This is a genomic window from Bradyrhizobium sp. UBA2491 (assembly GCF_002341725.1).
In the GTDB taxonomy this organism is placed as follows: domain Bacteria; phylum Pseudomonadota; class Alphaproteobacteria; order Rhizobiales; family Xanthobacteraceae; genus Bradyrhizobium.
This window is the reverse complement of sequence record NZ_DDOP01000088.1, coordinates 82,756-108,755: the sequence shown is the minus strand read 5'-3', so window position 1 is coordinate 108,755 and position 26,000 is coordinate 82,756. Positions and strand designations below refer to the sequence as shown.

General features: G+C 64.9%; 25 protein-coding genes. 16 read left to right on the top strand and 9 right to left on the bottom strand.

Annotated features, from left to right (window positions below; all coding sequences use genetic code 11):
- Nucleotides 1-24: 24 nt before the first annotated feature.
- Nucleotides 25-846, top strand: a complete 822-nt coding sequence (locus B2W55_RS29950; protein WP_024579272.1) for an NAD-dependent epimerase/dehydratase family protein — start codon at nt 25-27, stop codon at nt 844-846.
- Here the strand turns inward: B2W55_RS29950 and B2W55_RS29945 are convergent, their stop codons facing one another.
- The gene (locus B2W55_RS29945; protein ID WP_145987187.1) at nt 847-1,416 is read right to left on the bottom strand and encodes an invasion associated locus B family protein; all 570 of its coding nucleotides are present in this window, start codon (nt 1,414-1,416) and stop codon (nt 847-849) included.
- A gap of 34 nt (nt 1,417-1,450) precedes the next feature.
- Nucleotides 1,451-2,143 (bottom strand): GntR family transcriptional regulator, encoded by a 693-nt coding sequence (locus tag B2W55_RS29940; RefSeq protein WP_024579274.1) that lies wholly within the window; start codon nt 2,141-2,143, stop codon nt 1,451-1,453.
- Nucleotides 2,144-2,318: 175 nt separating this feature from the next.
- Between B2W55_RS29940 and B2W55_RS29935 the strand changes: the two genes are divergently transcribed.
- The 4 genes from B2W55_RS29935 (at nt 2,319) to B2W55_RS29920 (ending at nt 7,108) form a co-directional block, all read left to right on the top strand.
- Nucleotides 2,319-4,022 (top strand): IlvD/Edd family dehydratase, encoded by a 1,704-nt coding sequence (locus B2W55_RS29935; RefSeq protein ID WP_024579275.1) that lies wholly within the window; start codon nt 2,319-2,321, stop codon nt 4,020-4,022.
- A gap of 152 nt (nt 4,023-4,174) precedes the next feature.
- Nucleotides 4,175-5,176, top strand: a complete 1,002-nt coding sequence (locus tag B2W55_RS29930; RefSeq protein WP_024579276.1) for a TRAP transporter substrate-binding protein — start codon at nt 4,175-4,177, stop codon at nt 5,174-5,176.
- A gap of 25 nt (nt 5,177-5,201) precedes the next feature.
- Nucleotides 5,202-5,771 carry a TRAP transporter small permease gene (locus B2W55_RS29925; protein ID WP_024579277.1) on the top strand — a complete coding sequence of 190 codons (570 nt, stop codon included), beginning with the start codon at nt 5,202-5,204 and terminating at the stop codon, nt 5,769-5,771.
- Complete coding sequence (locus tag B2W55_RS29920; protein WP_024579278.1) at nt 5,768-7,108, top strand: TRAP transporter large permease; 1,341 nt, start codon at nt 5,768-5,770, stop codon at nt 7,106-7,108. Before B2W55_RS29925 ends, B2W55_RS29920 begins: the two co-directional genes overlap by 4 nt.
- Here B2W55_RS29920 and B2W55_RS29915 read toward each other — a convergent pair.
- Together B2W55_RS29915 and B2W55_RS29910 are read right to left on the bottom strand one after the other, a co-directional pair.
- On the bottom strand, nt 7,105-7,677 hold the full coding sequence (locus B2W55_RS29915) for a histidine phosphatase family protein (protein WP_024579279.1): 573 nt from the start codon (nt 7,675-7,677) through the stop codon (nt 7,105-7,107). The genes B2W55_RS29920 and B2W55_RS29915 overlap by 4 nt on opposite strands.
- Before the next feature lie 4 nt (nt 7,678-7,681).
- The gene (locus B2W55_RS29910) at nt 7,682-8,473 is read right to left on the bottom strand and encodes an enoyl-CoA hydratase/isomerase family protein (RefSeq protein ID WP_024579280.1); all 792 of its coding nucleotides are present in this window, start codon (nt 8,471-8,473) and stop codon (nt 7,682-7,684) included.
- A 258-nt stretch (nt 8,474-8,731) separates the two neighbouring features.
- Here B2W55_RS29910 and B2W55_RS29905 point away from each other — a divergent pair, with 258 nt between their 5' ends.
- Complete coding sequence (locus tag B2W55_RS29905; RefSeq protein WP_024579281.1) at nt 8,732-9,949, top strand: NAD(P)/FAD-dependent oxidoreductase; 1,218 nt, start codon at nt 8,732-8,734, stop codon at nt 9,947-9,949.
- Between the two features lie 105 nt (nt 9,950-10,054).
- On the opposite strand, the gene rbsK is transcribed toward B2W55_RS29905, so the two are convergent.
- Together rbsK and B2W55_RS29895 are read right to left on the bottom strand one after the other, a co-directional pair.
- Nucleotides 10,055-10,990 carry a ribokinase gene (gene rbsK, locus B2W55_RS29900; protein ID WP_024579282.1) on the bottom strand — a complete coding sequence of 312 codons (936 nt, stop codon included), beginning with the start codon at nt 10,988-10,990 and terminating at the stop codon, nt 10,055-10,057.
- Nucleotides 10,991-11,002: 12 nt separating this feature from the next.
- The gene (locus tag B2W55_RS29895; RefSeq protein ID WP_024579283.1) at nt 11,003-11,896 is read right to left on the bottom strand and encodes a sugar kinase; all 894 of its coding nucleotides are present in this window, start codon (nt 11,894-11,896) and stop codon (nt 11,003-11,005) included.
- 231 nt (nt 11,897-12,127) lie between these two features.
- Here B2W55_RS29895 and B2W55_RS29890 point away from each other — a divergent pair, with 231 nt between their 5' ends.
- From B2W55_RS29890 to B2W55_RS29845, 10 genes are all read left to right on the top strand, one after another.
- Complete coding sequence (locus tag B2W55_RS29890; RefSeq protein WP_024579284.1) at nt 12,128-12,976, top strand: VOC family protein; 849 nt, start codon at nt 12,128-12,130, stop codon at nt 12,974-12,976.
- Between the two features lie 306 nt (nt 12,977-13,282).
- The gene (locus tag B2W55_RS29885; RefSeq protein ID WP_024579285.1) at nt 13,283-13,936 is read left to right on the top strand and encodes a TetR/AcrR family transcriptional regulator; all 654 of its coding nucleotides are present in this window, start codon (nt 13,283-13,285) and stop codon (nt 13,934-13,936) included.
- Between the two features lie 156 nt (nt 13,937-14,092).
- On the top strand, nt 14,093-14,902 hold the full coding sequence (locus tag B2W55_RS29880) for an ABC transporter permease (protein WP_024579286.1): 810 nt from the start codon (nt 14,093-14,095) through the stop codon (nt 14,900-14,902).
- A gap of 56 nt (nt 14,903-14,958) precedes the next feature.
- On the top strand, nt 14,959-15,957 hold the full coding sequence (locus tag B2W55_RS29875; RefSeq protein WP_024579287.1) for an ABC transporter substrate-binding protein: 999 nt from the start codon (nt 14,959-14,961) through the stop codon (nt 15,955-15,957).
- Between the two features lie 3 nt (nt 15,958-15,960).
- Nucleotides 15,961-16,806 carry an ABC transporter ATP-binding protein gene (locus B2W55_RS29870; RefSeq protein WP_024579288.1) on the top strand — a complete coding sequence of 282 codons (846 nt, stop codon included), beginning with the start codon at nt 15,961-15,963 and terminating at the stop codon, nt 16,804-16,806.
- A gap of 12 nt (nt 16,807-16,818) precedes the next feature.
- Complete coding sequence (locus B2W55_RS29865; protein ID WP_024579289.1) at nt 16,819-18,237, top strand: hypothetical protein; 1,419 nt, start codon at nt 16,819-16,821, stop codon at nt 18,235-18,237.
- Nucleotides 18,234-19,385, top strand: coding sequence for a Gfo/Idh/MocA family protein (locus B2W55_RS29860; protein WP_024579290.1), 1,152 nt, complete (start codon nt 18,234-18,236; stop codon nt 19,383-19,385). Before B2W55_RS29865 ends, B2W55_RS29860 begins: the two co-directional genes overlap by 4 nt.
- A 14-nt stretch (nt 19,386-19,399) precedes the next feature.
- The gene (locus B2W55_RS29855) at nt 19,400-20,593 is read left to right on the top strand and encodes a dihydrodipicolinate synthase family protein (RefSeq protein ID WP_024579291.1); all 1,194 of its coding nucleotides are present in this window, start codon (nt 19,400-19,402) and stop codon (nt 20,591-20,593) included.
- On the top strand, nt 20,593-21,456 hold the full coding sequence (locus tag B2W55_RS29850) for a sugar phosphate isomerase/epimerase family protein (RefSeq protein WP_024579292.1): 864 nt from the start codon (nt 20,593-20,595) through the stop codon (nt 21,454-21,456). Before B2W55_RS29855 ends, B2W55_RS29850 begins: the two co-directional genes overlap by 1 nt.
- Before the next feature lie 112 nt (nt 21,457-21,568).
- A complete protein-coding gene (locus B2W55_RS29845) occupies nt 21,569-22,714 on the top strand; it encodes an alpha-hydroxy acid oxidase (RefSeq protein ID WP_024579293.1) in 1,146 nt (381 codons plus the stop codon).
- A 10-nt stretch (nt 22,715-22,724) separates the two neighbouring features.
- On the opposite strand, the gene rocD is transcribed toward B2W55_RS29845, so the two are convergent.
- The 3 genes from rocD to B2W55_RS29830 all read right to left on the bottom strand — a co-directional run bounded on the left by rocD (nt 22,725) and on the right by B2W55_RS29830 (nt 25,989).
- Nucleotides 22,725-23,939 (bottom strand): ornithine--oxo-acid transaminase, encoded by a 1,215-nt coding sequence (gene rocD, locus B2W55_RS29840; protein ID WP_024579294.1) that lies wholly within the window; start codon nt 23,937-23,939, stop codon nt 22,725-22,727.
- A 135-nt stretch (nt 23,940-24,074) separates the two neighbouring features.
- Nucleotides 24,075-24,749 carry a potassium channel family protein gene (locus tag B2W55_RS29835; protein WP_024579295.1) on the bottom strand — a complete coding sequence of 225 codons (675 nt, stop codon included), beginning with the start codon at nt 24,747-24,749 and terminating at the stop codon, nt 24,075-24,077.
- Between the two features lie 4 nt (nt 24,750-24,753).
- Entirely contained in the window at nt 24,754-25,989 is a 1,236-nt protein-coding gene (locus B2W55_RS29830; RefSeq protein ID WP_024579296.1) for a cytochrome P450, read from the bottom strand.
- Nucleotides 25,990-26,000: the final 11 nt, after the last annotated feature.

The following is a 26,000-nucleotide window of genomic DNA, read 5'->3' as shown; positions in this document are numbered from 1 at the left end:
CAATCAGGAAAGACGAGGGACGGCATGCCACGCATATTGATGACCGGCGCATCGGGTGGAATTGGAACGAGCCTGCGCAAGCTGCTGCCGCCGATCTATCCGGATCTCCTGCTCAGCGACATCAAGCCGCCATCCGATCTCGGCGGACACGAAAAATTCAAGGCGGCCGATCTCGCCGATCTCGCGGCGGTCGAGGCGATCTGCGAGGGCGTCGACGGCATCCTGCATTTCGGCGGCTATTCGGTCGAGGGACCCTGGGATGCGATCCTGCAATCCAACATCATCGGCTGCTACAATCTGTTCGAGGCGGCGCGCAAGCAGGGCGTCAAGCGCGTGATCTTCGCCTCGTCCAACCATGCGGTCGGCTTCTACCCGCGGCATCACCGTATCGGCACCGACGTCACGGCGCGGCCGGACAGCCGCTATGGGGTCAGCAAGGTGTTCGGCGAAGGGGTCGGTGCGCTCTATGCCGACAAGCACGGCATCAAGGTGACGTGCATCCGGATCGGCAATTTCGGCGAGGCGCCGCTCGATCACCGCAGGCTGTCGATCTGGCTGAAGCCGGAAGACCTGGTGCAACTCTGCCGCATCGGCCTCGAGCATCCCGACATCCATTTCGAGGTGCTGTACGGCGCGTCCTACAATGAGCGCTCATGGTGGGACAATCACCGCGCCTACGATCTCGGCTATCGCCCGGCCGGCCGTGGCGAAGACTTCCGCGAGCATGCGATGGCCGAGCAGGCCAAGCTGCCGCCCGATCCAGTCGGCGACTACTACCAGGGCGGCGCGTTCTGCAGCATGGAGTTCGACGGTGACGAGAGCAGGGTGATCGACTGGAAGAAGTGATCAATCGTCGCATTGCGGCAGCTGCTTCACGGCCTCGGTGTGCTCGCGCTGCGGCTCGTTGGAGTTTCGCCCGGACGCCTTGGGCGGGCTTCCGGGCCCGTCATAGGTCTCGGAAAAGTGGGCGAGCGGGAAGCTGAGGCTGATCTTCTGTCCGGTCAGGTTCTTCGCTTCCACCGCGATCGCCTGCGCATGCTTCAGCCGCTGGATCAACTCGGCATTGGCCTCCAGCGTGCCGCCGCAACCGAGCGTGTAGCAGTGAGTCCTGCCGATCTGCATCGGCTCTTCCTGGTCGATGCGGAGGCTGATCGTGCCTTCCAGCATGGTCCGCGTTCCGACATTCGCGGTCAGCAGCGCGCGGGTGCTGCTCTGCGGCGAGATGCTGATGGTGCCGCCCGACGGCGCGCACTTACCGCGCGCGGCGGCCGCGACGAAGCAGCTCGCCTCGGTGAGACAAGTCTTGGCCCAGGGCTCGTAGCTGAGCTCGGTCGCGCGCGGGTCCGCCGCCTTGGCAATTCCGCTCAGCGCGAGCTGGGCAGCAAGCGATCCAATCAACACAGCCACATAGCGCATCGCCGTCTCCTTCACGAGGAGGCCGGGTATCGCGCTATTGCGGCTTTTTGTCGTTGGAGATGCGGACCAGATAATCCGCCTTGCTGTACTGCATGTGATCGACGCAGAGCTGCGCCAGCGCCCAGCTGTCGCGACCCTTCAGGAGCTCGATCATCAGTTCGTGCTGGCGGCGCGACAGCGCGAGGCCCTCGCTGTCGGCGAGGTTCTTGGCGCGCATCGGCAGCGTCAGGTTCATGTAGTCCTGTAGCGATCGGACCAGGTAGGGATTGCCGCAGGCGGAGAACAGCGCGAGGTGGAATGCATCGTTGGTCTCGTGAATGCCGCGCATGTCCTGCGCGTCGGCCTTGACGCAGTAATGCCGTTGCAGCTCGCTCAATTGGTCGATCAGGCTTTCCGGTGCGGGCAGGGCGATCATCAGCGCGGCCTGGCGCGTCAGCATCTCGCGCACCTCGTAGATCTGGCGCACTTCCTCGGCCGAATAGAACCGCACCGTGGCGCCGACATTCTTCTCGCGCAGCACGATGCCCTGGCGCTCGAGCTGGAACAGCGCTTGGCGGACGAAATGCCGGCTCGCGCCGTAGCGCTGCATCAGCGTATCCTCGACCAGCCGTAGGCCCGGCGCAAAGCGGCCAAAGATGACGTCCTCTTCCAGCCGGCGGATCACTTCCGCCTGTTCTTCCTCGCGCGAGGGGGTCTGGAGTTCGGACGGGATGGGCTCGGCTTTCATGGGCTCTCGGCTTCGGGGGGCGATGCCCTGAGGTCAACATGACGCCCTGGCTATTGTCAATAATGGGGGCGATTCTGCCGCAGGGCAGCCGCTCGTTGCCGCCAGATTATCTCATATTGACAATAATTCCCGCCGCTCCTTAAGTGCCGCCTGATAACCACGGGATGAGAAGAAAATGGCCGACGGACTTCGCAAAGGACTGACCAGCTATGGTGACGCCGGCTTCTCGCTGTTCCTGCGCAAGGCCTTCATCAAGGCGATGGGCTATTCGGACGACGCGCTCAATCGCCCGATCGTCGGCATCACCAACACCTACAGTGACTACAACCCCTGCCACGGCAACGTGCCGCAGATCATCGAAGCGGTGAAGCGCGGCGTGATGCTGTCTGGCGCGATGCCGTTCGTGTTCCCGACCATCTCGATCGCCGAGAGCTTCGCGCATCCGACCTCGATGTATCTGCGCAATCTGATGGCGATGGATACCGAGGAGATGATCCGCGCCCAGCCGATGGATGCGGTGATCGTGATAGGCGGCTGCGACAAGACCCTGCCGGCACAGATCATGGCGGCGATCAGCGCCGATCTGCCGACGGTCGTGATTCCGGTCGGCCCGATGGTGGTCGGCCATCACAAGGGCGAGGTGCTCGGCGCCTGCACCGATTGCCGCCGGCTGTGGGGCAAGTATCGCGCCGGCGAGATCGACGACACCGAGATCGAGGCGGTCAACGGGCGCCTTGCGCCTTCCGTGGGCACGTGCATGGTGATGGGCACCGCCTCCACCATGGCCTGCATCACCGAGGCGCTGGGCCTGTCGCTGCCGATGAGCGCGACGATCCCGGCGCCACATGCCGAACGCTTCCGCTCCGCCGAGGCCAGCGGCCGCGTTGCCGCCGAGATGGCGAAGACCAAGGGGCCGAAGCCGAGCGAGATCCTGACGTCGGCTTCGTTCCGCAATGCGCAGGTCGTGATGCAGGCGATCGGCGGCTCGACCAACGGGCTGATCCACCTCACCGCGATCGCCAACCGTTCGCCGCACAAGATCGACCTCGCGGCGTTCGACAAGCTCGGCCGCGAGGTCCCCGTGCTGGTCGACCTCAAGCCGTCCGGCGAGCACTACATGGAGCACTTCCATCATGCCGGCGGCGTGCCGAAGCTGATGGCACAACTCGGCGAACTCATCGACTTGGACGCCAGGACCATCACCGGTCAGACCTTGCGCGAGGTCGTCGCCAACGCCGAGGACGTGCCGGGGCAGGATGCGATCCGCTCCAAGGCCAACCCGATCAAGTCCGAAGGTGCGATGGCGATCCTGCACGGCAATCTCGCGCCGCGCGGCGCCGTGATCAAGCAGTCGGCGGCGAGCCCGAAGCTGTTGCAGCACACCGGCCGTGCCGTGGTGTTCGAGTCGGTCGAGGACATGACGCTGCGGGTCGACGATCCCGCGCTCGACGTCACCGCCGACGACGTGCTGGTGCTGCGGAATGCCGGCCCGAAGGGCGCACCTGGCATGCCGGAGGCGGGTTACCTGCCGATCCCGAAGAAACTCGCCCGCACAGGTGTGAAGGACATGGTCCGGATCTCCGATGCGCGGATGAGCGGCACCGCGTTTGGCACCATCGTGCTGCACATCACGCCGGAGTCCGCCGTCGGCGGCCCGCTCGGCCTGGTGCGGAACGGCGACATGATCCGGCTCGACGTCGCCAAGCGCAGCATCGATCTCTTGGTCGACGAGGCCGAGTTGCAGAAGAGGCGCGCGGCGCTTGCACCGGCCGGCACGCCGGACTGGGCCAAGCGCGGTTACGCGCATCTCTTCAACGAGACCATCCTGCAAGCCGACGAGGGCTGCGATTTCGATTTCATGCGCGCCAAGGGAAAGTAACGGGCGTCGTCCGCGTAGCGGCGGAATTGTCGATAATTCCTGCCGCGCGCCCCAAGATATCGCACAGTGGTCGCTGAATTCTCCTGTTTTATTGACAATCCCGCGGGACTGGTGGGATGATCGCGTCAATCAAAAACCGGGGGAGCGTCGCGATGGGCACTTCAGCCAAGATCGTCGGGATCGCCATGGCCGCGGCAGCGCTGCTGCTGCCGTCGAGCGTCGGCGCGCAGGAGGTCAAGCACTTCCGCTTCGCCTACGACCAGCCGCGCAACACCGGCTATTCGGTCGCCGGTGATCTGTTCGCCGACAAGCTCAAGGAATTGAGCAAGGGGACGATGATCGTCGATCAATATCCCGGCGCGCAGCTCGGCCAGGAGCCGCAATTGCTGCAACTCGTGAAGTCGGGCGATATCGAGTTCGCCATCATCTCCTCCGCCAACACCGCGACGATCTCGCCGCAGGCCGGCGTGATGTCGCTGCACTTCCTGTTCCGCAACGATGCCCATGTGATCAAGGCGCTGGCCGATCCGCAGGTGTTCGACGCCATCAAGACGATGATCGACGACACCGCGCAGGGCCTCCATGTGATCGGTACCGGCTCGCAAGGCGTACGGCATATCTACAGCAAGAAGGAGATCCACAATGTCGGCGACCTCAAGGGCGTGAAGGTGCGCGTGCAGGCGACCGCGACCGAGGACACCATGTTCCCGGCCTATGGCGCACAGACCGTGCACATGCCGTTCGGCAGCGTCTACACCTCGCTGCAAACCGGGGTGGTCGACGCCGCCGAGAACAGCATCAACGTCTATCTCGTCAACAAGCATTACGAGGTCGCGCCGGTGCTCTCGATCACCGAGCACGAGGCCAACAACGCGCTGCTGTTCGTCTCCGACAAGCTATGGCAGAGCCTCTCCGCCGAGCAGAAGGGCTGGGTGCAGGCCGCCGCCAACGAGGTCAGCGCCAAGGAGCCGCAAAAAGCGTTCGAGCTGGAGCGGAGCGCTCTCACCAAGCTGAAATCGTTCGGCGTCAAGGTGGTCGAGGACGTCGACAAGAAAAGCTTCACCGCGATCGCCGATCCCTATCTCGACAAGCTGGCCAAGGATCTCGGCCCGCATGCGGAGAAGATCAAGAACCTGATCCGCGCGATCAATTAGAGCCCGGGTCGACGGGGAGCGCGCCATGGCCATCGCCGACAGACTGGTGCTGCAACGGCAGCGGCATCTGAAGTGGCGGGCGCTCGACCGGCTCGAACTGATCCTGATGATGCTGTGCGGGCTGTTGTGCTTCGGCTTCTCGCTCTCGGTGACCGCCGACATCGTCACCCGCACCATCGGGCATCCCTGGCTGTGGCTCCAGGAAGTGACCTCGACGCTGTTCATCTATGCGATCTTCATCGGTGCCGCGGCCGCGACCAGGCGCAACGATCATCTCTATCTCACCGCGATCTCGGAGGCGATGCACGGCCGGTCGCGGCTGGTCATCGAAATCGTGATCCGCCTGGTGGTGCTCGGCGTCGCCTTCTGCCTGGTCTGGTACGGCTATCTGAACTATTTGCGCGGCTTCGGTAGCTTCCGGCTGCCGTCGGGTACGCCGATCGCCTCGCTCTATGTGGTGATCCCGCTGTCCGGCCTCCTGATCGGCCTGTTCACGATCGAGCAGCTCGTCAACGGCATCCGTAACGGCTTCGATCATCCCGAGCCGCCCGACGACCTCGCGATTCCGGTGGTCAACACGGGAGCGCAGCCGTGAGCGCACCGGTCGTGCTTGCGCTGATGTCGTTCTGCTTCCTGTTCTTCGGTTATCTCGGCGTGCCGGTGCCGTTCTCGCTGATGGCCGGCGTCTTCGTCGGCGCGCTGCTGTCGGATGTCTCGCTGGCGGCGATCATCCAGAAGATCTTCGACGGCGTCGATTCCGAGGCGCTGCTTGCGATCCCGTTCTTCCTGCTGGTCGGCGAGCTGATGAGCTCGGCCAATGTCGTGGTCCGCATCGCCAACCTGTCGGTCTCGCTGGTCGGGCATATCAGGGGCGGGCTGTCGCAGGTCGTGGTCGTCTTCAGCATGTTCTTCTCGGAGATGTCGGGCTCGACCACCGCCGACGTCGCCGTCATGAGCCGGGCGCTCGGCGGGCCGATGAAGCGGGAAGGCTATGAGCCGGCCTTCATCGCCGCGATCATCGCCTCCGCCTCGACCATCGCGGCGCTGGTGCCGCCGAGCATCACGGCGGTGGTCTATGGCGCGGTCGGCAATGTCTCGATCGCCGGCCTGTTCATGGCGGGCGTGGTGCCCGGGCTGATGATCGGCTTCGGGCTGATGATCTATTGCTATTTCTTCGGGCCTTCAGGCCTGCGCAAGCCGCGCGCGCCGCTGCGCCAGGTCGCGTTCGCCGCCGGCGACGCCGCGCTGCCGCTGATGATCCCGGTGATCCTGCTCGGCGGCATCCTGACCGGCTGGTTCACCCCGACCGAGGCCGGCGTGGTCGCGGTCGCCTACATCATCATCGTGGTGATCCCGGCGCTGAACCGCGGACACCTGAGGAAGATCCCATACGATTTCTGCCTGGCCGGCCTGATCTTCTCGCTGCCGCTGATCACGATCGGGGCGGCGAATGCATTCGGCTGGATGCTCGCTTACCTGCGCGGCGCGATCTACATCGCCGACTGGATCACCTCGATCGCCGGCAACGATCCCCACCTCATCATGCTCTTGATGGTGTTGCTGTTCACCGTGGTCGGCGACTTCATCGAGCCGGTCCCGACCATCATCATCTTCATGCCGCTGGTCAACGCGCTGACCCAGGCCGGCGATATCAACGGCGTGCATATGGGCGTGGTGCTGATCGCGACGCTTGCCTTCGGCCTGATCACGCCGCCTTACGGGTTGGTGCTGTTGATGGCCTCGAAATTCGTCGGCGTCAGCTTCGCCAAAGCGCTGCGGGCGGCGTTGCCGATCTACGTCGTGTTCCTGATCACGATCTGCTTCACGATCTATTTTCCGAAGGTCGTGCTGTGGCTGCCCAAGCAGGTGATCCCGGAGTCTGTCGGCTGCTTCAAGGCGCCGGGCGGCACCGGCTACATCTGCCCGAACTAGCCGATCTGCTCCAGCTTCCAGCCATTGCCGTTCCGCGCGTAGCGGAATGGCGTCTCGTGGTGGTTCTCGAAGAAGCCGCCGCACAACACCTCGGCCATCGCCTGCATCACGCCGTCATGGCAGACGAACAAGATGTCGGCGCGCGGATGCCGCTGCTGCCATGCCGCCACGCAACGTAGCGCGCGCTCGGACACCGCGGGCCACGGCTCGCCATCGGCAGGGAGGATCGTGGTGATGTCCTCCATCGCGGTGATGCCATGCTGTTGCATGGCCTCGCGGATCGATTGGCCCTCGAGGCTGCCGAAATCGCACTCGATGATGCCGGCATCGATGCTGATGTCCTTGGACAGCGTCGCCGCCACGACCTCCGCGGTCTGGACGGCGCGGCGCAGCGGGCTTGCAACGATCGCTGCAACCGCGACGCCGGCCAATCGGCGCGCCGCGGCATGTGCCTCGGCGATGCCGTCCGCGTTCAGGGCATTGTCGGTCAGGCCCTGAAAGCGGCCCTCCCGATTCCAGTCGGTGGTCCCGTGCCGCAGGCACAGGAACGAGCGCGAAGGAAATGCCACGCGGTCACTTCGACTTGCTGGTGAACTTCTTCACGGCGACGCGGAAATCGTCGGTATGCATGGTCGTGATGATCTTGTGTTCCTCGGCATCGAGCTGCTGCTTGGTCGGCGTGGTGGCCGCCTGATAGACCAGTGATTTGGTCGCCGCGATCGCGGCGGGCGGATTTTTCGCCAGCCGCTCGGCGAGTTGCCTTGTGGCCGCCTTCAGCTCAGTCGCGGGGACGGTCTTGACGACCAGCCCCCATTCATAGGCTTGCTGCGCGGTGAAGCCATCCTCGGCAAGGAAAATCTGCAACGCGCGACGGGTGCCGACCGTGCCCACGATGCCGACCGTGCTGCCGCCATCCGGCGAGACGCCGATCTTGGCATAAGCAGGCGTGAAGCGGGCATCGTCCGCGGCGATACACAGATCGGTCACGAAGGCGAGGCCCATGCCGGCGCCGGCCGCCGACCCATGCACGCTGGACAGCACGATCTTGGGCATCCGCCGCACCGTCTCGATGAAGGCGTGGTAGTGATGCAGCATCTCGCCGACCACGGGGGCGATGTTGTTGGCTTCGGCGGCGGCGCCGATGGTCTGCAGATCGCCGCCGGCGCAGAAGGCGCGGCCTTCGCCCTCGATCACCAGCACGCGGACATCCTTGTTGGCTTCGATCTCGGCACTGAGCTGCTCGAGCTTCCTGGCGATCGTCAGATCGATCGCATTGAACGCGGCCGGCCGGTTCAGCGTGATGGTCGCGACGGCGCCGTCGATACGGAGCAAGGCGGGATCGTTGGGGGAGGCGGGATCTGGCATTTTGAGGACCTTGGGCTTGTTGGTTCCGGGCATTTAAGGCCTTGGCGGGAGCCGTGGCAATCCGGCGCGCCGCCATAGGCGGTTGTGGGGTACCCAGATTTGCCGGGGACCCCCTTGCGTCCGCGCGAGCCATGAGGCCAAATGGCCCGCGCCTTCGGTACGCAGACACGAGCGCTGTGGGGACGGGGCAAGCAAGCTAACATCGACAAGAGGAAACAGCATGGGTCACTCCTGCTCGCGCGAATTTGGGTTGTTCCGATGACAGGCTCGGTCATCATCGTCGGCGCCGGACATGCCGGCTTTCAGCTCGCGGCGTCGCTCCGCCAGGCCGGCTTCGCTGAGCGCATCGCCCTGCTCAATGACGAAGGCCATTTGCCGTATCAGCGGCCGCCGCTGTCGAAGGCCTATCTGAAAGGCACCGGCGGGCCCGAGACCCTGATGTTCCGGCCCGAGAAATTCTACCACGACAACAAGATCGAGCTGATCACCGACCGGGCGCACGCGGTCGACCGCGATGCGCGGAAAGTGGCACTCGCCTCCGGCGCGTCGCTCGACTACGGCCATCTGGTGTTCGCGACCGGTGCGCGCAACCGGCTGCTCGATATTCCCAACGCCAGGCTGGACGCAGTGCGCTATCTGCGCATCCTCGACGAGAGCCAGGCGCTGCGCGAATTGATCGCACCCGGCATGCGGGTCGTGGTGATCGGCGCGGGCTTCATCGGGCTCGAATTCGCCGCTACCGCGCGAGCGAAAGGCCTCGAGGTCGATGTGGTCGAGCTCGCTTCCCGCGTGATGGCGCGCGCGGTGACCGCGGAGATTTCCGAGTTCTCGCAGGCGCGTCACGCCGCGGCCGGCATCCGGATTCATCTCGGCGTGCAGGTCACGGCGATCGAGGCCGATGGCGCCAGTGTCACCGGCGTCAGCCTGAGCAACGGCACGCATATCCCGGCCGATCTCGTCGTGGTCGGCGTCGGCGTGCTGCCGAATGTCGAGCTGGCCGCAGAGGCCGGCCTTCCGGTCGCATCCGGCATCATCGTCGACGAGCATCTCTTGACCGCCGATCCCAACGTCTCCGCAATCGGCGATTGCGCGCTCTACACCAGCAAGCGCTTCGGCGGATCGCTGCGGCTGGAATCGGTGCAGAACGCGACCGACCACGCGCGCTGTGTCGCGGCGCGGCTGACCGGCAAGACCGAGGTCTATGACGGCCTGCCGTGGTTCTGGAGCGACCAGGGGCCCGACAAGCTGCAGATGGCGGGTCTCACCACCGGCTACGACCGCGTCGTCGTGCGCGGCGACCGCGCCCAGGGGGCATTCTCGGCGTTCTGCTATCGCGGCGACAGGCTGCTCGGCATCGAGTCGGTGAATCGCGCCGGCGATCACATGTTCGGACGCAGGCTGCTTGGCGCCGGCGGCTCGATCACGCCGGAGCAGGCCGCGGATGCGAGCTTTGATTTGAAGAGCGCGCTGACGTAAACGCAAACAAGCGTCGTCCCGGCGCAGGCCGGGACCCATACGCCGCGGCGGACGTTGTGCAAACGACTCGTCGTTCCAGCGTCCCTCAACAATGACCATTCGTGGTTATGGGTCCCGGCCTGCGCCGGGACGACTCGTGGAAAGAACGGCGTTCACCTCATCCGCCGTCGGCATCGACGGCGCAGCCCCCATCCGTTGCACGCAGATCGAGGCGGCGGCGTTGGCGTAGGCCAGGGCGTCGCCGAGCGGTCTGCCGATCGCGAGCTGCGAGGCGAGGGCGCCGACGAAGCAATCGCCGGCGCCTGTGGTGTCGACGGCCTTGACCTCGCGTCCCGGCACCAGCAGCGGCTGGCCCTCGACCAGCGCCAGAACGCCGCGCTTGCCGAGCGTGACGCAGACGATCTTGCCTTGCCCCATGGTTCGCGCCGCTTCGGCAAAGCGGGAGGCGGTATCGTGGTCGCTGAGCTCCGTTCCAGCGAGGAGGCCGAGCTCGGTCTCGTTGAGGATCAGGATATCGACCAGATCCAGCAGCGTCTTGTCGGCCTGTTTCGCCGGCGCCGGATTGAGGATCGTGGTGACGCCGGCCGCGCGGGCACGTCTGAAGAACGCGGCGATGGTCGGCAGCGGAATCTCGAACTGGCTGACCGCGACGTCGCCCTTCGCAAGCGCGGGGGCCGCGACGTCGTCGGCATCGACCAGTCCGTTGGCACCCGGCATCACGACGATCGTGTTGTCGGCATGGGCAAGCGTGATGATCGCCGTCCCGGAATGCGCACCGTCCGTGTCCTTGACGAAGGCGAGATCGACGCCCTGCGCGGCAAGGAATGCTCGCAGCTCCCTGCCGAATGCGTCGGTGCCGAGCCGCCCGATCAACGTGGTCGGAATGCCGAGCTTGGCCGAGGCGACCGCCTGGTTGGCGCCCTTGCCGCCGGGAAAATACAGCACGGCCTGGCCGGCCACGGTTTCGCCGACCCGCGGATGGCGCTCCGCGGTCGCCACCACGTCCATGTTGATGCTGCCGGCGACGAAGACGCGGCCCATGGCTAGCCCCACTCAGGCGTCGGCACGAAACTCCTGCTTGACCGCCGCGATATCGGCGAGCGTCGGCAGGCCGGCCTCGTTGCCGAGCTTCTGGATCTTGAAGGTCGACGCCGCGCGCGCGAACTTGAAGTGCTCATGCCAGCCCTTGCTCGGATTTGCGAGGTAAGAATAGATGTAGGCGCCGTGGAAGACATCGCCCGCGCCGTTGGTGTCGATCACCCGCTCGCGCGGGATCGGGAATGCCGGCAAGGTTCGCACCGCGCCGGCCTCGTCGTACCAGAGCAGGCCACGCTCGCCCATGGTGACGCCGCCGACCTTGCAGCCGCGGCTCTTGAGATAGTCGAGCATCTGCTCTGGCGTCTTGTCCATCTGCTCGCACAGCCGCTCGGCGACGATCGCAATGTCGATGAAGGCGAGCAACTCGTGGGTGTTGGTGCGCAGGCCGCCGCCGTCGAGCGAGGTCAGGATGCCGGCCTCGCGGCACAGCTTCGCGTAATGGATCGCAGCGTCCGGCTGGTGGCCGTCGATGTGCAGCGCGCGGCAGCCATCGATGTTCAGCAGCGGAAACGGATGGATGTGCTGGTCGTCGCGGCAGCGCACGATGGCACGCTTGCCGTCATGGGGCATGATGAAGGACAGCGAGGAGGAGTTGACCTTGCGCGGATGGAACGAGATGCCGTACCTGTCGGCCATGTCCCAGAACATCCGCCCCAGCCAGTCATTGGCCATGGTGGCGATCAGGTCCGGCTCGATGCCGAGCTTGGCGCAGCAGAACGCCGCGGTCACCGCGTTGCCGCCGAACGACACGGCATAGGCGTCCGCGACGTGCTTTTCGTCGCCGACCGGCATGTGATCCGTGATGAAGGTGACGTCGATATAGGTCTGTCCGATGAAGAGAGCCTGCATTCGCTTTCCGTCGTCGCTTGGTGTGGTCCCGGCCGGTGACCAGACTAGCACTGCTGGTCGGCCGACATCGCTGAAAATATTCGCAACCTTGCCTGGTTTGCGGGTACAGATGGGGCGGGCGAGCAGATCGAGGACCGTTCTGGCATTCGGCATAACGGCCGCGCGCAGCCCGTGGTTCCGGGATGCGCAAGGGAGGAGCACAATGACGGCAGATTCGGGGAGGCCGCAACCATGATTACAGGTCTCGATCATGTCGTCGTCCTGACCAGCGACATCGCGGCCGCCAGCGCCGCCTACGAGACGCTGTTCGCGCGGGCGCCGGCCTGGCGCAACAGCGGCGACGGCGCGAACCGCGTGCTGTTCACGCTCGACAACACCACGCTGGAATTGATGGCGCCGCGCGGTGATGAGGACGCCGCGCAACGCGTCCGCGGCGCGCTCGCCACCCAGGGCGAAGGGCTTGCGAGCCTCTGCTTCCGCACCAGCGACATCGCCAGGACGCATCGTAGGCTCGAGCGGCTGACGCTGAAGCCCGAGCCGGTTGCCGAGGTCGAGAGCCGCGACGAGGCGAGCGGCGCCACGCTGTCGTGGAAGCGCACCCGCGCTGCGACCGAGGCGACGCGCGGCGTGCGCATGTTCTTCTTGGAGCGGGATCAGGAGCGGCCGCTGTCGGTGCGCACCACGCCGGCTTCGATCACCGCGATGGATCATGTGGTGGTCGCGACCGCCGACCCGGAGCGTGCGGCGGCGCTCTATGGCGCGCGGCTTGGGCTCGACATGGCGCTGGACCGCTCGCATCCCGATTGGGGGCGGCTGATGTTCTTCCGCTGCGGCGATCTCGTCGTCGAGGTCACGCACCGGCCGGGCAAATCAGAGGCCGACGCCCCGGACCGGCTGCGCGGCATCTGCTGGCGCGTCGCCGACATCGATGCCACGCATGCGCGGCTGGTTGCCGCCGGCGTCGACGTCTCGGAGATTCGTACCGGCCGCAAGCCCGGCACGCGTGTGATGACGGTGCGCAACGGCACGTGCGGTGTGCCGACGCTTCTGGTGCAGCCCTCTCAGGGGAAGCCAGACTAGGCCGCGCTTCGGCTGCGCGTCTTCCCGGCAGCGTGCGTGGGATCTCGTCATTCCGGGGTGCGCCTCTTGGCGCGAGCCCGGAATCCATTCATCCAACGTACGTTCGGTTCGATGGATTCCGGGTTCTCGCTTCACGAGCCTCGGAATGACGAAGGGACACCGCGAGAAATATTCCCGCGCCACCATCGCGACAACATTCGTTCTCAAACGTCGCGCGTCATGCTAGGTTGATTGATCCAGCATCACCGGGCGATCGATTTGGCCAAGGCAAAGCGAATACAGAGATGGCAGCGCGACCCGGAAGGGATGCGGCTGCGGATTCTCGAGGCGGCCAAGCAGGAATTCGCCGCCCATGGCCTTGCGGGCGCGCGGGTCGATCGCATTGCGGCCAATGCCGGCGCCAACAAGCGCATGCTGTACTACCATGTCGGCAACAAGGAGGATCTCTATCTCGAGGTGCTGGAAGGCGCCTATGAGAAGATTCGCGCCGAGGAGCGCACGCTCGATCTCGAGCATCTCGATCCTCCTGAAGCGATCGGGCGTTTGATCGACTTCACCTGGAACTATTTCCTGCGCAATCCCGAGTTCCTGGCATTGCTGAACACGGAAAACCTCGCCAAGGCAAAGCACCTGAAGCGCTCGACCAAGGTCAAGTCGATGCACTCGCCCTTTGTCGAGATGATTCGAACGGTGGTGACGCGCGGCGTCGAGAGCGGCGATTTCCGCGTCACGGTCGATCCGGTGCAGCTCTATATCTCGATCGCGGGGCTTGCGTTCTTCTATCTCTCCAACAGCGCCACGCTCAGCGTGATCTTCGGCCGCGACCTGCTCAAGAAGGACGCCCGCGACGAGCGTCTCGAGCACATGATCGCGCTGGTGCTGGCGGCGCTGACCGGCAAGTCCACCGCCGCGTTCGGCGCGATGCCGGTGCGGCACGCCGCGGAACACCGCGTGGTGTGACGGCCTGCGGTATCGTCCGCGGCCCGTATCCATAAAATCTCGTCTGACGAAAGTAGGGGATTCCAGCGCGATTTCGTCGCGTGCCGGGGGCTGGACAGTAATTATCCAACGGGTTAATTTCTGACCGAACGAGAGAGACTGCAAGGGAGTGGGGACGTGGCGGAGGCAAAGAGCCCTTCGGGCCTGTCGAAGGTGCTGAACGCGGCGTGGCTGCGCCCGTTCCTGTTCCTGGTGGTCATCGTGGCCGCCTGGGACCTCTCGATCCGCCTGTTCCACATCCCGGCCTATCAGATCCCGTCGCCCGGCGACGTCGTCGCGGTGCTGTGGAGCGACTGGCCGGAGCTGCTGCGGCAGTCCTGGCCGACCACCTACGCGACGCTTTGCGGTTTCCTGCTGTCGGCGCTGTTCGGCATTCCCGTTGCCATGCTGATCGCGGGCTCGAAGACGGTCGAGAGCTACGTCTATCCGCTGCTGGTGTTCTCCCAATCGGTGCCGAAGATCGCGATCGCGCCGTTGTTCGTGGTGTGGTTCGGCTTCGGCATCATTCCCAAGGTGATCTCGGCGTTCCTGCTCGGCTTCTTCCCCGTCGTGGTCTCGGCGGTGCAGGGCTTCAAGTCGGTCGATCCCGACATGGTCGATCTGGCGCGCGCGATGCAGGGCAGCCGCTTCAAGGTGTTCTGCGCGGTCAACCTGCCGCACGCGATGCCCGCGATCTTCTCCGGCCTGAAGGTCTCGGTGACGCTCGCGGTGGTCGGTGCCGTGGTCGGCGAGTTCGTCGGCTCCAATTCCGGCATCGGCTATGTGATGCAGCGTTCGATCGGCACCTTCGACCTGCCGACGATGTTCGCCGCGCTGGTGATCCTGGCGCTGCTCGGCGTCATCCTGTTCTGGATCGTCGACCGCATCGAGCGGCTGGTGATCCCCTGGCACGTCAGCCAGCGCGACGACATCAGCTTCGCTTCCTAGCGCAGCAACCGAACAAGCGGTCCACACAAGGGCCGGATCATCGAGGGAGAACAACCATGAAGCGTTTGATTGCGGTCGTGGGCACCGCATTGGTCTGGAGCGCGCTGGCAGTGGCACCGGCATCCGCGGCCGACAAGGTCGTGCTGATGCTGAACTGGTACGTCTATGGCGAGCACGCGCCGTTCTATTACGGCAAGGCCAAGGGCATCTACGCCGCCGAGGGCATCGACCTCGAGATCCAGGAAGGCCGCGGCTCGGCTGCGACCACACAGGCGGTGGCCGCCAAGACCGCGGATTTCGGCTATGTCGACGTGCCCACGATGATGCGCGCGGCGGTGAAGGGCGCGCCCGTGATCGCCACCGGTGTGCTGTTGCAGACCAGTCCGATGTCGGCCATGGGCTTCGTCGACAAGAACATCAGGAAGCCGGAGGACATCAAGGGCAAGACGGTCGCGATCACGCCGGCGGATTCGATGACGCAGATCTGGCCGCTGTTCCTGAAGAAGACCGGCCTGAAGGAAAGCGACTTCCATACCGTCGCCGGCGACGGCCAGACCAAGCTCAACGCCGTCATCAACGGCCAGGCCGATCTGCTGCTCGGCTATGTCATGGACCAGTCGATGAAGATCAAGGACGCCACCGGCAAGGACGTCTATCCGATCAAGTTCGCCGACTACGGCATCAACATGGTCTCGTCGGGCATCATCGCGAACTCGGATTATGTGAAGGCCAACGCAGATTTGGTCCGCCGCTTTATGTCGGCGACGACCAAGGCGGTGGAGGCCGCGGAGAAGGACCCGAAAGCGGCGGCGCAGTCGATCCTCGACGCCAATCCGAAGGGCGGCAAGATCGACACGCTGACCCAGGGCTTCGAATTGACGATCCCGCTCTATCGCACGCCGGAGACCAAGGACAAGCGGCCGTTCCAGGTCACCGACCAGAACATGACCGAGTCGGTCGATCTGATGGTCGAATATGGCGGCCTCGACGCCAAGGCGAAGGCCAATCCGAAGGCGTTCTACACCAACGACTATCTGCCGAAGGGTAATTCGTAAGCCATGAAATCGGCGATCAGGAGTGCTGCCGAGCAGCCCGCCGCGCATCTGCGCCTGGTGTCGGACCGCGCGACCGGCACCGCGCCGGGCATCAGGCTGTCGGGCGTGTCGAAGACCTACCGGTCGCGTGACGGCGATGTGCCGTCGCTGCGGCCGCTCGACTTCACCATCAACGACGGCGAATTCTTCGTCGTGGTCGGGCCGTCCGGCTGCGGCAAGTCGACACTGCTGAAAATGATCTCGGGCCTGCTGCCGCCGACATCAGGCGAGGTGCTGGTCGACGGCGAGCCGGTGACGAAGCCGCACGGCAATGTCGGCATCGTGTTCCAGAATGCCTTGCTGCTGCCGTGGCGCAACATCCTCTCCAACGTGATGCTGCCGATCGACATGAAGCGGCTCGCCCGCGACAAATATCTCGATCGCGCCAAGGCGTTGTTGAAATTGGTGGGGCTCGAAGGTTTCGAGAAGAAGCTACCCTGGCAGCTCTCCGGCGGCATGCAGCAGCGCGCCTCGATTTGCCGGGCACTGGTGCACGATCCCAAGATCATGTTGATGGACGAGCCGTTTGGCGCGCTCGACGCCATGACGCGGGAGCGGATGAATGTCGAGCTGATGCGGATCCAGCGCGAGACCGGCAAGACGGTGCTCCTGATCACGCACTCGATTCCCGAAGCCGTGTTCCTCGCCGACCGCGTGCTCGTGATGACCGAGCGTCCCGGCGCGATCGCTGCGATCTATGACGTGCCGATGCCGCGGCCGCGCTCGCTCGAGACGATGTCCGATCCCGTCTTCACCGAACTGGTGCAGCGCATCCGCAAGCATTTCTTCACCCAGGGATCGCTGGACTGAACCGAGCCGACGATGCCGCATCGCCTCAAAGTCAAAGATATTGCCTTCTTCGAACGGCCGCTGCCCTTCGCCCGGCCGTTCCGTTTCGGCGCCGTGACGGTCAACGCCGCGAGGCAGGTCTTTGTGCAGGTCGAGATCGAGGTGGAAGGCAAGGGCCGCGCCACCGGCGCCAGCGCCGAGATGCTGGCGCCGAAATGGTTCGACAAGCGGCCGCATCTGACGCCGGACCAGACGGTTGACGACCTGCGCCGCTCGCTTGCCATCGCACGCGAGCTCTATCTGGCGAGCCGGGGTTTTGATACCGCGTTCGGCCTGCACGCTGCTTGCATCGGTACCCAAGTCGAGGCTTGCGCGAAACTGGACATTCCTCCGCTTGCCGCGATTTTCGGCCCGGCTGAGATCGACAAGGCCATTCTCGACGCGCTGCTGCGCTGTGTCGGTACCAACTTCTTCGATGGCATGGCGGCAAACATTGCAGGTATCGACGCGAGGTTATCTCCCGACCTGCGGGACGATGATGTCGCGAAGGTCCTCGTTCTGGCCAACGAATACCGCAACCATCGGATTCCGATCCGTCATACCGTCGGCCTCGATGACAAGATCGATGGCGAGGGCGGCGTCGCCGACTCCAGGGAAAATAGCGGCGCGCGCTGGTTCAAGCTCAAGCTCAACGGCGATGTGGAGCACGACGCAGCGCGACTGATCCGCATCGGCAAGGAGCTCGCTTCGCTGCCATATGCATACCACGTCACGCTGGATGCGAACGAACAGTATGCGGATATCGCCGGGCTCAGCGCGCTCGTCGAACGTCTCGAGCGCGACCCGGCGCTGACCCCGATCGTGGGGAGATTGAACTATATCGAACAGCCGATGCCGCGCGACGTGACATGGCAGACATCCCTCGGCGCGCTCCGCAGGCGTGACTTCATCATCGACGAAGCCGACGACAGCTACGACGCCCTGCTGGCCGCGCGGGCGCTCGGCTATAGCGGCATCTCGTCGAAGTCCTGCAAGGGTCTCTACAAATCAATCATCAACATGACGCGCATCGCGAGGTGGAACGATGACGGTGCGGAATGCATCATCTGCTGTGAAGACCTCACCTGTCAGTCCGGCTTGGCGGTGCAGCAGGACCTCGCGCTCGGCGCATTGATTCTGATCGGCGTCACCCATGCCGAGCGCAACGGACACCACTATGTCGACGGCTTTGCCGATACCCCGCCAGACGAGGCTGACGCCTTCCTCGCCGCGCATCCCGACCTCTACATGCGCGCCGGCGGCAAGGTCCGCCTCGCGATCCATGACGGCGATCTGCTGACCGGATCGATCGCCGCCGCCTCGGGCTTCGCCAGTTCGGTCCATCCGGACTGGTCCACCATGCAGCCGCTCAAGCGGCCAACACCACGCGTTTCGCAGGAGCAGACAGGATGACGACCAAACGCCTCGGCCTGATCATGAACGGAATCACAGGCCGGATGGGACTCAACCAGCATCTGATCCGCTCGATCGTCGCGATCCGCGAGCAGAGCGGCGTGCTGTTGTCGAACGGCGACCGCATCATGCCGGATCCGATCCTGGTCGGCCGCGATGCCGAGAAGGTCGCCGGCCTCGCCAAGCGCTACAACATCGAGCGGCACACCACCGATCTCGATCGCGCGCTGGCCGACAAGGACGACACCGTGTTCTTCGATGCCGCGACGACGCAGGCGCGGCCCTCGCTGCTGACCAAGGCGATCAATGCCGGCAAGCATGTCTATTGCGAGAAGCCGATCGCGACCAATCTGGAAGAAGCCGTGGCGGTCGTGAAGCTCGCCAATGCCAAGGGTCTCAAGCACGGCACGGTGCAGGACAAATTGTTCCTGCCCGGCCTGAAGAAGCTCGCCTTCCTGCGCGACTCCGGCTTCTTCGGCCGCATGCTCTCGGTGCGCGGCGAGTTCGGCTACTGGGTGTTCGAGGGCGGCTGGCAGGAAGCGCAGCGGCCGTCATGGAACTACCGCGCCGAGGACGGCGGCGGCATCATTCTGGATATGGTCTGCCACTGGCGCTACGTGCTCGACAATCTGTTCGGCGAGGTCGAGAGCGTGGTCTGCATCGGCAACACCGATATCCCCGAGCGTTATGACGAGAAGGGCAAGAAATACCAGGCGACCGCCGACGATTCCGCCTACGCCACCTTCAGGCTGAAGGGTGGCGTGATCGCGCATATCAACATGAGCTGGGTGACGCGGGTCTACCGCGACGACCTCGTCACCTTCCAGGTCGATGGCACCCATGGCTCGGCCGTTGCGGGCCTGACCGACTGCATGATCCAGGCGCGCCAGGCGACGCCGCGGCCGGTGTGGAATCCCGACGAGAAGCGCATGCACGATTTCTATGCCGACTGGCAGAAGCTCCCGGAGAACGTCGTCTACGACAACGGCTTCAAGAAGCAGTGGGAGATGTTCATCCGCCATGTCTGCGAGGATGCGCCGTATAAATACACCCTGCTCGAAGGCGCCAAGGGCGTGCAGCTTGCCGAATGCGCGCTGAAGAGCTGGAAGGAGCGGCGCTGGATCGACGTCGCCCCGATCGTCGTCTGAGAAGGACCGATGTCATGAACAAGCCAGTCCTCCCGATGTCGTCCCTGTCCTTGAAGCTGCCGACCGCCGATGGCGCTCTCGAGACTTATCGCCTGGCGGCGTCGCGGACCTTTCCGGCGAAGCTCGACGGCTCGCTGAACCGTGTCGCGTTCTCGGCTGCCCACGTGGTCGCCGATCCCCGCGCCGACGTCGATCCCTGGCTGACGGCCGCGATCGACTGGGACAGGACGATCGCGTTCCGCGAGCACATCTGGGACCTCGGCCTCGGCGTCGCCGAGGCGATGGACACCGCGCAGCGCGGCATGGGGCTGGACTGGGCGACGTCGTTGGAACTGATCCAACGCTCGGTGAAGGCGGCGAAAGCCAGGGACAATGCGTTGGTGTTCTCCGGTGCCGGCACCGATCATCTGGCGGTGGAAGACGCAAGGTCGATCGACGGCGTCATTCGTGCCTATGAGCAGCAGGTCGCGGCCGTGGAGAAGGCCGGCGGCCGCATCATCCTGATGGCCTCGCGCGCGCTGGCCAAGCTCGGCAAGACCGCGGACGATTATGCCAAGGTCTATGACCGGGTGCTGTCGCAGGTCCGCGAGCCCGTGATCATCCACTGGCTCGGCGACATGTTTGATCCGGCGCTGTCGGGCTATTGGGGCACCGCCGATCTCGACAAGGCGATGGATACGGCGGTTGCGATCATCAACGCCAACGCCGCCAAGGTCGACGGCGTCAAGGTCTCGCTGCTCGACAAGCAGCGCGAGATCGATATGCGGCGGCGGCTCGACCCGCGGGTCAAGATGTATACCGGCGACGACTTCAACTACGCCGAACTGATCGCCGGCGACGACCAGGGATTTTCGCACGCGCTGCTCGGCATATTCGATGCGATCGCGCCCGCGGCCTCCTATGCGCTGTCGCGGCTGGCGGCGGGCGACGAGGCCGGATTCCATGATGTGCTCGGCCCGACGGTGCCGCTGTCGCGCCACATCTTCAAGGCACCGACCAGGTTCTACAAGACCGGCATCGTGCTCATGGCCTATCTCAACGGCCACCAGGATCATTTCACGATGGTCGGCGGACAGGAGAGCACGCGCTCGACCCTGCATCTCGCCGAACTGTTCCGGCTCGCCGACCAGGCGGGACTGCTCGCCAATCCGGAAGCCGCGACGCGCCGGATGACGACGATCCTGGCCACGCGTGGCATCGAAGCCTGATGCGCGACTTCTCCAATGATCACCGTTGGCTGTCGCTGAATACGGCGACCGTCCGCAAGCAGGGTGATCTCACAGCCATCATCGAGGCCTGCGCCCGTCACGGCATCCGCGCCATCGATCCCTGGCGCGACCAGGTCGCGGCCGTCGGCCTCGACCGTGCCGTGCGCGCGGTCAAGGACGCCGGGCTCGATCTCTCCGGCTATTGCCGCGGCGGCATGTTCACGGCCGACGACGCACATCGTGGCGAGGCGCGCGACGACAACCGCCGCGCCGTCGACGAGGCCGTTGCGCTCGGTGCCTCCTGCATCGTGCTTGTGGTCGGCGGCCTGCCGCACTATTCCCGGCCGGGCAGCACCCCCTCGAAGGACATCGCCGCAGCCCGCAATCAGGTGCATGACGGCATCGCCGAGCTGCTCGACTACGCGAAGCAGGCAAAATTGCCGCTCGCGATCGAGCCGCTGCATCCGGCCTACGCCGCCGACCGCGCCTGCGTGAACACCACGAAGCACGCGCTCGACATCTGCGACGCGCTCGATCCCGGCCGCACCGGCGCGATCGGCGTTGCGCTCGACGTCTATCACATCTGGTGGGACCCGGAGCTGATGGGCCAGATCGCGCGCGCCGGCAAGGATCGCCTGCTCGCGTTCCATGTCTGCGACTGGCTGGTGCCGACCAAGGACATCCTCAACGACCGCGGCATGATGGGTGACGGCGTCATCGATATCAGATCGGTGCGTGCGATGGTCGAGGCACAGGGCTTCGCCGGCTATTCGGAGATCGAGATCTTCTCGAATGACTGGTGGAGCAGGCCGCTGGATGAGGTGCTCGGGATCTGCATCGCGCGGCATCGGACGGTGGTCTGACCGGATGGCCAGTTCGGTGGACAAGGCGAAGTCTGCCCGCTATTCGGGATGTTGTGGGTGTGAACGGCGCTCGGGCCGTTGAAATCCGCGGTCCGGACCTTCGGAGCACGACATGCGCTTGAGCCATTGCCATAATTTCCATGACTTCCGCGAACTGGCAAGGCGGCGGCTTCCGGGGCCGATCTTCGACTATATTGACGGCGGGGCGGACGACGAGGCGACGTTGCGCCAGAACACCGCGAGCTTCGAGCGCTGCGATCTGGTGCCGAACGTCCTGCGCGGCGTCGCAAACGTCGATCTCTCGGTCACCGTGATGGGCCAGAAGCTGGCGACGCCGTTCTATTGTTCGCCGACCGCGTTGCAGCGCCTGTTTCACCATGATGGCGAACGGGCGGTTGCTGCGGCCGCGGCGAAGTATGGCACGATGTTTGGCGTGTCCTCGCTCGGTACCGTGAGCCTGGAGGAATTGCGCAAGGCGTATGATACGCCGCAGGTCTATCAGTTCTATTTTCACCGCGACCGCGGCCTGAATACGGCGATGATGCAGCGCGCCAAGCAAGCTGGCGTCAATGTGATGATGTTGACGGTCGATAGCATCACCGGCGGTAACCGCGAGCGCGACCTGCGCACCGGGTTTTCGATTCCGTTCCGGCTCACGCTCGGCGGCATGCTGCAATTCGCGATCAAGCCGGCTTGGGCCGTCAACTATGTCACCCATGAGAGCTTCAAGCTGCCGCAGCTCGACGAGCATGTCGATATGAGCGGCGGCGCCATGTCGATCGGGCGCTATTTCACGGAGATGCTCGACCCCGCCATGACATGGGACGACGTCGCCAAAATGGTCCGGGAGTGGAACGGCCAGTTCTGCCTGAAGGGCGTCATGTCGGTCGATGATGCCAAGCGCGCCGTCGAGATCGGCTGCACCGGCATCATCCTGTCCAACCATGGCGGCCGGCAGCTCGATGGCTCGCGGGCCGCATTCGATCAGCTCGCCGAGATCGTCGATGCCGTGGGCGACCGGATCGACGTGATGATGGACGGCGGCATCAAGCGCGGCAGCCACGTGCTGAAAGCACTGTCGCTCGGCGCCAAGGCCGTCGGCCTCGGACGCTTTTATCTCTACCCGCTGGCGTCGGCCGGCCAGGCCGGGGTCGAGCGGGCGCTTGGTCTGTTGCAGACGGAGCTGGTGCGCGATATGCGGCTGATGGGGTGTTCATCGATCAGCCAGCTCTCCCGCGCGAACTTGCGGTTCAGATAGCCGCCTCGCGTCACGACAGATCCTGCGTCAGCGCCGCGGCGATCTGCTCCAGTGCCCAATCGACCTGATCCTGCGTGATCACCAGCGGCGGGGCGATCCGGATGGTGTGGTCGTGGGTGTCCTTGGCGAGAATGCCGTGCTCCCGCAGCACCTCGCAATGGCGGCGCGTGGGGCCAGCCTCGGGGCGAAGCTCGACTGCGAGCATCAGCCCGCGGCCACGCACCTCGCGAACGATGTTGGCACGGATGCTGCGCAAGCCGTCGAGGAAGCGGGCGCCTTGCACGGCCGCGTTCTCGATCATGCCTTCGTCGACCAGCACGCGCAGCGCCGCGCGCGCGACCGCGCAGGCCAGCGGATTGCCGCCGAAGGTCGAGCCGTGCTGGCCGGGCTTCAGCGTGCCCAGCACCTCGGTGTTGGAGAGCACCGCCGAGACCGGATAGAAGCCGCCGGACAGCGCCTTGCCGAGCAGCGTGACGTCGGCCTCGATGCCCTCGTGCTGCTCCGCCAGCAACTTGCCGGTGCGGCCGAGCCCGGTCTGGATCTCGTCGAGCACCAGCATGATGTTGTTACGCGTGCAGAGCGCGCGGACCTCGGCGAAATAGCCCGCGGGCGGAATGATGACGCCGGCCTCGCCCTGGATCGGCTCGACCAGGAAGGCAACCGTGTTCGGCGTGATCGCTGCCTCCAGTGCCCTGGCGTCGCCGAACGGGATGATCCTGAAGCCCGGCGCGAACGGCCCGAAATTCGCGCGGCTCGCCGGATCAGTGCTGAAGCCGACGATCGCTAGCGTGCGTCCATGGAAATTGTCGGCGCAGACGATGATCTCGGCCTGGCCATCGGGCACGCCCTTGACCTCGTAGCCCCATTTGCGCACCGCCTTGATCGCGCTCTCCACTGCCTCCGCGCCGCTGTTCATCGGCAGCACCTTGTGGGAGCCGGTCAGATCGGCGAGTTCCTCGTAGAACAAGGCGAGCTGGTCGTTGTGGAAGGCCCGCGAGGTCAGCGTCAGCCGGCCCGCCTGTTCCATCATGGCGGCGAGGATCTTTGGATGGCAGTGGCCCTGATTGACGGCCGAATAAGCCGACAGGCAATCGAGGTAACGCCTGCCGTCGGTATCCCAAACCCAGACGCCTTCGCCGCGCGTCAGCACGACGCCGAGCGGCGCGTAGTTCTGGGCGCCAAACCGCGCTTCCCTTGCGATGAAGTCGGTGACTGGCGGAGGCATGTTTCGCTACTCCAGCAGCGCGGCGCCAAGGAGGCATCGCCCAGTCTGCATCATAGCTGATTTGGGGATCGCGCGACGCGGCTTAAAGATCGGCTGGGCACCAAATTCGGTTGGGCCTACCGGTGCCGGCGTAGGTCAATCCTGATTGCGGTGCGCGATCTCGAGCGTGACGAGCCGCGCCAGCAGCGTCGCGGGATAGAGCTGGCCGAAGATCGCTTCGACATTGCACAGGCTGCGCGCGATCGGATGCAGTGGCGCGACATCGCCATAGCCCGTGGTGGTCATCGTCGCGAAGGAGAAATAGATCAACTGGCTTGCCAGCGTCGGGCTGTCTTCGACCTTCATGCCGGAAAATGCGGTCGGAACCAGCGTGCCGATGAAGGTGTAGAGGGCGGAGAAGATCACCGCGACCGTGAGATAGAGCAGGACTGCGCCGATCACCCGGTGGTAGGTGACACGTCCCGGCGCGAAGATCGCGCGCGCGACCGTCACCGCCATCGTGATGCCGACCAGCAACCAGGAACCGGCGAACAGGTTGAGGTCGAGGATCGACGGCGAGCGCAGCCGGAGGATCGCGCCGGTCACGATCATCGACAGCGCAACCAGCATGGTGACGACGGCGATCGCGCTGCCCGACATCACGAACACGCCGCCGACCAGGAAGATCGCGAGCAGCAGCTCAAACACCTGGAATTCGAACAGCCCCAACGCCTGTAGCGGCGCCACCACGAACATCATGACGAGCAGCAGCACGGTCAGCACCGTCAGCAGCGAATCGCCCCAGCGCTCGCGCAATTGCTCTGTCGTCATCGGATCACGCGTCGCGCCGGCATGGCACGCTGAGGAAGCCGCGGAAGCGAACCCGGCCGCCGCGCACGGGTTCGCCGTCGAGCACATAGTTCGGGAGGCGCTTCAGGAAGCGGGAGATCGCGATGGCGCCTTCGAGACGCGCCAGCGCCATGCCGGCGCATTGATGCGCGCCGGTGCCGAAGGCGAGGTGGCGGTTCGGCGTGCGTGCGACGTCGAAGCCTTCGGGATCGGAGAATTGCGCGGGATCGCGGTTGGCGGCGCCGATGCACAGCGTGACCAGCGTGCCAGCCGGCATCTTGATGCCGCCGAGCTCGGTCTCTTCCACGATCATCCGGTTGCCGAGCTGGTTCGAGCTTTCGTAGCGCAGCATCTCCTCGACCGCGGTCTTGATCAGATCGGGCTGCGCGATCAGCCGCTGCTTCTCCTCAGGGTATTGGGTCAGCGTCACGAGCCCGTTGCCGATCAGGTTGGTCGTGGTCTCATGGCCGGCATTGAGCAGGAAGATGCAGTTGTGCAGCAGTTCCTTCGCGGTCAGCCGCTCGCCATTGTCCTCGCCATTACCTTCTCCTCGGATCAATCGGGTCAGCACGTCGCGCTCGGGATTGCCCGGCCTGGCGCGGCGGCGTTCCACCAGGGTTTCGAGATAAGCAAGGAAATCCTTCACTGCGGCGTTGCCGCGATCGAACGCCTCCTCGCTGATGACGGGCTCCAGCGCGCCCAGGATCGCCAGCGACCAGTCGCGCAGCGGCTCGCGCTCGTCGTGCGGCACGTCGAGCAGATTGCCGATCACCTCGACCGGAATGGCCGAGGCGAAGTCGCCGATCAGCTCGAAGCGGTCTCGGGTCTCGATCCGGTCGAGCAGGCTGTCGACCAGCGCGATCAGGTCCGGCTCCATGCCGGCGATCGCGCGCGGCGACAAGGCGCCCATGATCAATCGACGCACGCGGGTATGCGCCGGCGGGTCGTTGAAGACGAGGCTCGTGGTGTGGTGCTCGTAAAGCAGCGAGGCGCCGTATTTCGGCAAGAACTCCTTCTTCTTGTCGGAGGAGAACGTCTTGGTGTTCTTGTAGGCGGCGATGAGATCGTCGTAGCGGGTGAGAAAATAGCAGCCGTTCGGCAACCGCTTGACCGGCGCGTGTTCGCGCAGCGCGCGATAGGTCGGGTAGGGGTCGGCGTAGAAGTCCGGCGTCAGCTTCTCCAGGTCGAAACCATCAGCCAGCTCGCGCGCGTGCCCATCCATGACGACTCCAA

Coding starts and splice junctions, on each gene's coding strand:
- B2W55_RS29950 (WP_024579272.1), top strand. CDS start 25: ATGCCACGCATATTGATGACCGGCGCATCGGGTGGAATTGGAACGAGC.
- B2W55_RS29945 (WP_145987187.1), bottom strand. CDS start 1,416: ATGCGCTATGTGGCTGTGTTGATTGGATCGCTTGCTGCCCAGCTCGCG.
- B2W55_RS29940 (WP_024579274.1), bottom strand. CDS start 2,143: ATGAAAGCCGAGCCCATCCCGTCCGAACTCCAGACCCCCTCGCGCGAG.
- B2W55_RS29935 (WP_024579275.1), top strand. CDS start 2,319: ATGGCCGACGGACTTCGCAAAGGACTGACCAGCTATGGTGACGCCGGC.
- B2W55_RS29930 (WP_024579276.1), top strand. CDS start 4,175: ATGGGCACTTCAGCCAAGATCGTCGGGATCGCCATGGCCGCGGCAGCG.
- B2W55_RS29925 (WP_024579277.1), top strand. CDS start 5,202: ATGGCCATCGCCGACAGACTGGTGCTGCAACGGCAGCGGCATCTGAAG.
- B2W55_RS29910 (WP_024579280.1), bottom strand. CDS start 8,473: ATGCCAGATCCCGCCTCCCCCAACGATCCCGCCTTGCTCCGTATCGAC.
- B2W55_RS29905 (WP_024579281.1), top strand. CDS start 8,732: ATGACAGGCTCGGTCATCATCGTCGGCGCCGGACATGCCGGCTTTCAG.
- rbsK (WP_024579282.1), bottom strand. CDS start 10,990: ATGGGCCGCGTCTTCGTCGCCGGCAGCATCAACATGGACGTGGTGGCG.
- B2W55_RS29895 (WP_024579283.1), bottom strand. CDS start 11,896: ATGCAGGCTCTCTTCATCGGACAGACCTATATCGACGTCACCTTCATC.
- B2W55_RS29890 (WP_024579284.1), top strand. CDS start 12,128: ATGATTACAGGTCTCGATCATGTCGTCGTCCTGACCAGCGACATCGCG.
- B2W55_RS29885 (WP_024579285.1), top strand. CDS start 13,283: ATGCGGCTGCGGATTCTCGAGGCGGCCAAGCAGGAATTCGCCGCCCAT.
- B2W55_RS29875 (WP_024579287.1), top strand. CDS start 14,959: ATGAAGCGTTTGATTGCGGTCGTGGGCACCGCATTGGTCTGGAGCGCG.
- B2W55_RS29870 (WP_024579288.1), top strand. CDS start 15,961: ATGAAATCGGCGATCAGGAGTGCTGCCGAGCAGCCCGCCGCGCATCTG.
- B2W55_RS29865 (WP_024579289.1), top strand. CDS start 16,819: ATGCCGCATCGCCTCAAAGTCAAAGATATTGCCTTCTTCGAACGGCCG.
- B2W55_RS29860 (WP_024579290.1), top strand. CDS start 18,234: ATGACGACCAAACGCCTCGGCCTGATCATGAACGGAATCACAGGCCGG.
- B2W55_RS29855 (WP_024579291.1), top strand. CDS start 19,400: ATGAACAAGCCAGTCCTCCCGATGTCGTCCCTGTCCTTGAAGCTGCCG.
- B2W55_RS29850 (WP_024579292.1), top strand. CDS start 20,593: ATGCGCGACTTCTCCAATGATCACCGTTGGCTGTCGCTGAATACGGCG.
- B2W55_RS29845 (WP_024579293.1), top strand. CDS start 21,569: ATGCGCTTGAGCCATTGCCATAATTTCCATGACTTCCGCGAACTGGCA.
- rocD (WP_024579294.1), bottom strand. CDS start 23,939: ATGCCTCCGCCAGTCACCGACTTCATCGCAAGGGAAGCGCGGTTTGGC.
- B2W55_RS29835 (WP_024579295.1), bottom strand. CDS start 24,749: ATGACGACAGAGCAATTGCGCGAGCGCTGGGGCGATTCGCTGCTGACG.
- B2W55_RS29830 (WP_024579296.1), bottom strand. CDS start 25,989: ATGGATGGGCACGCGCGCGAGCTGGCTGATGGTTTCGACCTGGAGAAG.